Annotated in this window: 6 protein-coding genes; 3 read left to right on the plus strand and 3 right to left on the minus strand. The window is 55.3% G+C overall.

The genetic code is table 11. The annotated features are described in order from the left end of the window. Positions 1 to 23: 23 nt before the first annotated feature. On the minus strand, positions 24 to 938 hold the full coding sequence (locus tag INT20_RS16780; RefSeq protein ID WP_193057360.1) for a metal ABC transporter solute-binding protein, Zn/Mn family: 915 nt from the start codon (positions 936 to 938) through the stop codon (positions 24 to 26). Positions 939 to 1,399: 461 nt separating this feature from the next. Beyond that, on the minus strand, positions 1,400 to 1,597 hold the full coding sequence (locus tag INT20_RS16785) for a hypothetical protein (protein WP_087106715.1): 198 nt from the start codon (positions 1,595 to 1,597) through the stop codon (positions 1,400 to 1,402). Between the two features lie 264 nt (positions 1,598 to 1,861). On the opposite strand from INT20_RS16785, the gene INT20_RS16790 reads away from it, so the two are divergent. From INT20_RS16790 to trpC, 3 genes are read left to right on the plus strand one after another with little or no spacing between them, the layout of a single operon-like run. Further along, positions 1,862 to 2,452: an anthranilate synthase component II gene (locus tag INT20_RS16790; RefSeq protein ID WP_226912228.1), complete on the plus strand. Its 591-nt coding sequence runs from the start codon at positions 1,862 to 1,864 to the stop codon at positions 2,450 to 2,452. Positions 2,453 to 2,488: 36 nt separating this feature from the next. Next, positions 2,489 to 3,508 carry an anthranilate phosphoribosyltransferase gene (trpD, locus tag INT20_RS16795; protein WP_172117095.1) on the plus strand — a complete coding sequence of 340 codons (1,020 nt, stop codon included), beginning with the start codon at positions 2,489 to 2,491 and terminating at the stop codon, positions 3,506 to 3,508. Between the two features lie 9 nt (positions 3,509 to 3,517). After that, positions 3,518 to 4,321 carry an indole-3-glycerol phosphate synthase TrpC gene (trpC, locus tag INT20_RS16800; RefSeq protein WP_193054944.1) on the plus strand — a complete coding sequence of 268 codons (804 nt, stop codon included), beginning with the start codon at positions 3,518 to 3,520 and terminating at the stop codon, positions 4,319 to 4,321. Positions 4,322 to 4,327: 6 nt separating this feature from the next. Here the strand turns inward: trpC and INT20_RS16805 are convergent. Continuing rightward, the coding region (locus INT20_RS16805) for an FAD-binding and (Fe-S)-binding domain-containing protein (RefSeq protein WP_193057361.1) at positions 4,328 to 6,709 on the minus strand (2,382 nt) is incomplete at its 5' end.

The raw sequence follows: 6,709 nt of genomic DNA on the forward strand, positions 1-6,709 counted from the left end.
TTGACTGACTGGCTGCAAAAAGGCTATTCCGGGCGAGCGCCACCTAATGCACCATGAATAAGCTCGGCGTTATAGTGCAGCATGGCGGGGTAGTCATCGGCTTGATCGTCTTGTGAGCTAAACGAGTCAATATAGAGCGGGCCAGCCAGTGAGATGCCGGTGGCGCGTGACAACGCATCCATGTGGATACAGGGAACAGTGCTTTCATAAAAGAGCGCTGGGGGGCGTGTTTTGGCCAAGCGTTCGTTCATCTCGGCCATTGCCCGGGCGTTACCCTGTGTTTCGTTATTCAGCCCCCAAATAGCGTCGTACTCAAAACCATAGGCGTGCGCAAAGTAGCTAAATCCGGCCTCGCTGGTCACCAGGGAGCGGTTCGTTTTGGGGATACCTTCCAAGCGCTCGTTGATGGCCTGGTCTAACGTATCCAGCGCGCGATAGGTGTCCTCCGCACGGGCATAAAACGCCCCCGCTTTTTCGGGGTAGTGCTCGGCCAGCGTTTCAGCAATCACCTTGATGTAGGCGGCCGCACCTTTCGGATCCATCCACATATGCGGGTCATTTGTGCCTTGATACTGCCCTGTAATAATAGGGAGCGGCGCAAAGTCAGCGTTTTCAGCCACGGCCTTTAGGGTAAGCGAATCATTTGCGATGGCCTCTACATGGCGTAGCCAAGGCTCTAGCCCAAAGCCGTTATAAAACATGATGTCGGCTTCTTCGATGGACAGCACATTGGGCGGCGTCAGTTCCCACGTATGGACATCCTCACCGGGGGGAACGATAACGTTTACGTCAATATCTTCGCCGGCAATGCGCTTGACCAGGTCTTCAAGTATGGAAAAAGAAGCGATAACGTTGAGTGTCGAAGCGCCTGCTAGCGGTGACACACTTACCAAAATTCCTAGCAAGAGCGTGCTTACCCAGCTCACTTGCTTTTGCATTTCACGCTCCCACTCGTTTGAAGGCTCAAGATAATAAAGACTGCTACGCTCTGTGGCTAGTTCCTCCCGGCTAAAAAAAATGGATATAAGTTGTTGTTCTTTTTGGCGTATGCATTGTGCAAACGCAATGTCGCTAGCGGTGCGGCTGTCTTTAGATAACTAACGTTAAAATAGAGTGCTGGCCAGTGTTACTTGACCATTACAACCGTTTTCGCGCTGTAATAGCAAAATATAGCCTTAACAGCGAAAGTTGCTAACAGTAGCACTTGGGAAGGCTCACTCAGGCCGATAACACCTCTGTTGTCTCCTACGCTACCCGCCAGGAAGCCGAGAGCGAGGCAAAGCGCCTCAATGAAAACTCACTTGGTTAACGGTTGAGGAAATATCGTTTCGTACCCTAACAGAAAGCCCAAAGGCTTGCTGTTAGGGGCTTGTTGTATAAGGTTATACCGTGCCTGGTATTACTTCTTTTTTTTCATAAAGGGGAGAACCTTGGCCGTGGCGTCAGCGAGCTGCTGATCAAGCGGCGTATGGTCCAGGCTGATAGCGGCTCTCGCTGCGGTATAGGTGCCTTTGTACTGCTTGGCGATCTCGCTATCGGTCATGTGGTCGGGTAGCTGTTCATTTTCTCGAATAACGTCAATGATGGCCTTATCCATGGCGCGCTCCTTTTGATCGCAATTTTGTTGAACATGCTGTTGAGCATATTGTTCAGCGTACTTTTCAGCATGCTTTCCTGCATATTTTCCAGCATAGCCCAGTGCGACGAAAACGTAACTGCGCGCAACTGTCGTGGCGATTAACCTCGTCTGGCGATACAATCCAGCACACTTACGTAAAATCGCTAGCAATGGCATACCTGGCTAATAGTCTGGGTAACGATACGCTGATTGCCATGCAATAATTAAGGTAATCAATAGGCTATGCCGAAAAAAGTCTTGATGTTGGACAATTACGACAGCTTCACTTTTAACATTGTCCAATACTTGAATGAATTGGGTGCAGAGGTGGTAACGCACCGAAACGATGCCATTACCCTTGAACAGATTGAAGCCCTGGCGCCTACGCATCTGGTTATTTCCCCGGGGCCATGCACACCCAACGAATCGGGGGTTTCAATGGCCGCTATTCGTCACTTTGCCGGTAAACTGCCTATATTGGGTGTTTGTTTGGGGCATCAGGCGATTGGTCAGGTATACGGTGCTCGGGTGGTCCGTGCACCCCAGGTGATGCATGGTAAAACATCGGCTGTTTTACATACCCATCAGGGCGTTTTTGACGGGTTGGATAACCCCCTCGAAGTAACCCGTTATCACTCGTTAGTGGTGGAAAGGGAAACGCTCCCCAACTGCCTGGAAATAACGGCCTGGACAATAGACAATGACGTGACGCCTGGTTTGATCATGGGACTGCGCCATAGCACACTGGATGTAGAAGGGGTGCAATTTCACCCTGAATCAATACTGACTCGCCAAGGCCATGAGCTATTGGCAAATTTTTTAAAACGTGGCTGATTGCCTGGTTCACACGCTTTAGAGGCTCCTCTGTTCATGCAAATGCGAGATGCAATTAATGCGGTGATACACCGTGAAGACCTCCCTTTTGACGTTATGCATGCCCTGATGCGCCAGATAATGACGGGTGAAGCGTCCGATGCTCAAGTAGGCGGCTTATTGGTCGGGCTTGCCATGAAAGGGGAGAGCGCGGTGGAAATTAGCGCTGCCGCCCAGGTCATGCGCGATTTAATGCGCCGTGTTGAGCTAAACGCTGAAAATGTCGTGGATATCGTGGGTACCGGCGGCGATGGCGCTAATCTATTTAACGTATCCACCGCGTCCAGCTTTGTGGCTGCAGCGGCGGGTGCGCATGTCGCAAAGCACGGTAATCGCAGCGTATCGTCGTCTTCCGGCAGCGCCGATCTTTTTGATATTGCCGGTATTTACCTCGATCTTAAGCCTCAGCAGGTCGCCCGTTGTATTGAGCAGGTGGGGGTTGGCTTTATGTTTGCGCCGAATCACCACCCGGCGATGCGTTATGCCATTGGCCCGCGCCGTGAGATGGGCGTGCGCACGCTCTTCAATATTCTGGGCCCGCTGACTAACCCTGCTGGGGCGCCCAACCAGGTGGTCGGTGTGTACTCGCCAGAACTGGTGCCGCTGATGGCCGAAGTGCTTAAAAAGCTGGGCAGCCGCCATGTCATGGTGGTTCATTCAGAAGATGGTTTAGACGAAATATCGCTGGCAGCTTCTACGCAAGTGGCGGAGCTTAAAGAGGGCGAGATTACTCAGTACACGGTTTCCCCTGAAGCGTTTGGCATTGAGCGCCAGAGCCTGGCAACGCTGAAGGCCGCTAACGCAGAAGATAGCCTGCGGTTGGTAAAGGCGGCATTGAGCGGTGAAGGCCCCGCATCCGACATGGTGGCCTTGAACGCAGGTGCCGCCCTTTACTGTGCGGGTGTGGCTGACAGCCTGAAAGAGGGCGTTCTGATCGCTCAGGACGCTCAGGGGTCTAAACTGCCGCTTGAGAAGCTCAGAGAGCTTTCACACTTCACCAGCGTTTTCAAAGAGTAAGTGACCGCTATGAACCAACAGGCAACACCCACTATTTTGACGCGAATTCTTGCCCGCAAGGATGAGGAAGTCGCCGAGCGCCAGCAGGCGGTATCCGAGACGGATTTGCTCGCGCTTGCCAAGCAGCAGAGTGCTCCGCGCGGGTTCATCAACGCGCTTAATCAGCGTATTGCGGTCGGTGACCCGGCGATTATTGCAGAAGTTAAAAAGGCGTCGCCCTCCAAAGGCGTCATTCGAGAAGAGTTTCATCCGGCGGATATCGCCAAAAGCTACGCTCAAGGTGGTGCAGCCTGCTTGTCCGTACTGACCGATGCGGACTTTTTCCAGGGACATGAAGACTATTTGATCGTCTCGCGGGACGTCTGCGAGCTGCCGGTTATTCGCAAAGACTTTATTACCCACGGTTACCAGGTCTCTGAAGCGCGCGCCATTGGAGCCGACTGTATTTTGCTGATTGTCGCCGCACTGGATGATGCCAGGCTGCTTGACTTGCATCAGCAGGCCAATCAACTGGGAATGGATGTGTTGGTGGAAGTCCATGATGCCGATGAGCTAACGCGTGCGCTTAAGCTTGATTTGGCGTTGGTAGGCATTAACAACCGTAACCTGCACACGTTCGATACCAGCCTCAACACGACGCTGGATTTACTGGCGCATATTCCTGAAAACGTAACCGTTATTACTGAGTCGGGTATCCATACTCAGGCGGATGTTCAGTTAATGCGGGATCACCACGTTAATGGGTTTTTGGTTGGGGAGGCTTTTATGCGCCAAGCCGACCCTGGCCTGGCGCTTAAAAAGCTATTTTTCTAAGCCTTGTTAATCCTTGGGGTGTTCGCCCGCGCTGCGTAAGGCATAAAGCAAGGCTTGCAGCGGGTGGTGAAGCGTTTGTTCTGAAAAACGCTTCACCTGGCTGCGGCACGAATACCCCGTGGCCAGTAGCCTGTCGGTGTTTTCCTCTGCCTCGACCTGGGGTTGCCAGGATTGGGCGTAAATCGTTTTGGACGTTTCGGCGTTGCGCGTTTCATGGCCGTAGGTGCCGGACATTCCACAGCAGCCGGTATTAACCAACTCCAACGGTAGGCCAAATGCGGCAAATACTTGCTGCCACGCCTTCGGGCTTCCGGGCGCGTTGGTTTTTTCGGTGCAGTGCGAAAGCAGCTTAAAGCCAAGGGCATTGGGCGCTAGCTGTCGGGGTGCCAGGGTGGGCAGCCGGATAGCCAGCCACTCCTGTAGCATCAATACCTCGGGCACGGCGTCGGGTCCCAGCGCTTTTACGTACTCCTGGCGGTAGGTCAGGGTCATCGCCGGGTCGATCCCCACCATGGGCACCTCAAACTCGCGCAACGCCCGCAGGCGTTTCGCCTGCTTTTCGGCCGTACGCTCAAATGCGCCTAAAAAGCCCTGGACGTGTAGCGGTTTGCCGTTGGCGCTATAGGGCATCACCAACACGCGCAGGTTGAGCCGTGAGAGCAGTTCGACCACGTCCATGACCAGTTTGGCTTCAAAGTGCGTGGTGAACGCATCCTGAACCACAATCACGCTATTGGCGCGCTGCTGGTCGGTGAGCAGAGCAAGCGAGGTAGGCGTGGCTTCCGCCACGCCCCAGGCACGCAGCTGCTTTTTCACGCTGGCGCGGGAGAGCAATGGCGAGTCGCTCATGCCCACGCTACGGCGCATCAGCGTTTCCACCCAGCGCTGGCCCATCACGGCGTTATACAGCGGTGCTGCCCGGGCAAGAGTGGGCAGCATGAATTCTGTGCTGCCTATTACGTAGTCGCGCAGGGGGCGTAAATAGCGTCCGTGATACACCTCCAAGAACTGCGAACGGAACTGCGGCACGTTGACCTTGATGGGGCACTGCCCCGCGCAGGACTTGCACGCCAGGCAGCCGGCCATGGCGTCGTAGACCTGATGAGAGTAATCGTGATGCTGCTGGCGGCTGAACGTATTCGCCAGGCGTTTCGGGAAGTGTTTAACAAAGCCCCATTGGCCTTCCGCCTTTTTCTTGCGCGACTCCTCGACCACGTCGATGCCCGCCTGGGACTGCAGGCGCAGCCATTCACGCATCAGGCTGGCGCGCCCCTTGGGCGAGTGAATACGGTTGCGGGTCGCCTTCCACGACGGGCACATGGGGTCGTCCACGTCGTAGTTGTAGCAGGCGCCGTTACCGTTGCAGTACACCGCTGCGTCATAGGCCTGCCAGGCGCGCTCATCAATGGTGCGGTCCAGCTGGCCGCGCATCGGCACGGCGTCGATGCTTAGCAGGTTCGGGTCGCTGTCTTTGGCAATCAGCGCGCCGTTCTCTGCCGGTGAAGCGATCTTGCCAGGATTAAGCTGGTTAAACGGGTCAAACGCGGCCTTGACCCGCTGCAGGCTGGGGTAAAGCTCGCCAAAAAATTTGGGTGCATACTCGGAGCGTACCCCTTTACCGTGCTCGCCCCACAACAATCCGCCGTATTTTTGGGTCAGGGCGGCGACTTCATCGGAGATGTCCCGAATCAGCGCTTCCTGGGCCGGGTCTTTCATGTCCAGCGCGGGGCGCACATGCAGCACGCCCGCATCAACATGCCCAAACATGCCGTAAGCGAGCCCACGCGCGTCCAGCGCGGCGCGGAACTCGCTAATAAAGTCGGCCAGATGTTCTGGTGGTACCGCGGTATCTTCAACAAACGGCAGTGGACGCTTCTCACCCTGCACATTGCCCAAAAGGCCCACCGAGCGTTTGCGCATGCCGTAAACCGCGCTGATCTGCTCACGGCCTTTGGCCAGGGTATAGCCCAATCGCGTGACCGTGGCATCCTGATTCAAGTGACGGGTAAAGGCGTCTACCTGCTCGGCCAGTGCTGCAGGGTCGTCGTCGCTAAACTCGACCAGGTTGATACCCCGAATCGGTGTGTCGCTCTCGGGGAAGAACTCGGCCACGCTGTCCCAGACAAAATCGGCCATGGCGAGCGTGAGCACCGTATCGTCGATGGTTTCGATCGACACAGGCCTGGCGCTGGCCATCAGCGTTTTGGCATCGCGCAGCGCATCCATAAAGCGGGTATAGCGCACATTAACCAGGGTGGCGTGTTGGGGGATGGGCAGTACGCTCAACACGGCTTCGTTCAGAAACCCCAGAGAGCCTTCCGAGCCACACAGCAGGCTGTTGAGATCAAGCGCATGCTGGTCGTTGCGCAGGTGAGCCAGGTCGTAACC

The organism is Halomonas citrativorans, assembly GCF_014898005.1.
GTDB classification, from domain to species: domain Bacteria; phylum Pseudomonadota; class Gammaproteobacteria; order Pseudomonadales; family Halomonadaceae; genus Vreelandella; species Vreelandella citrativorans.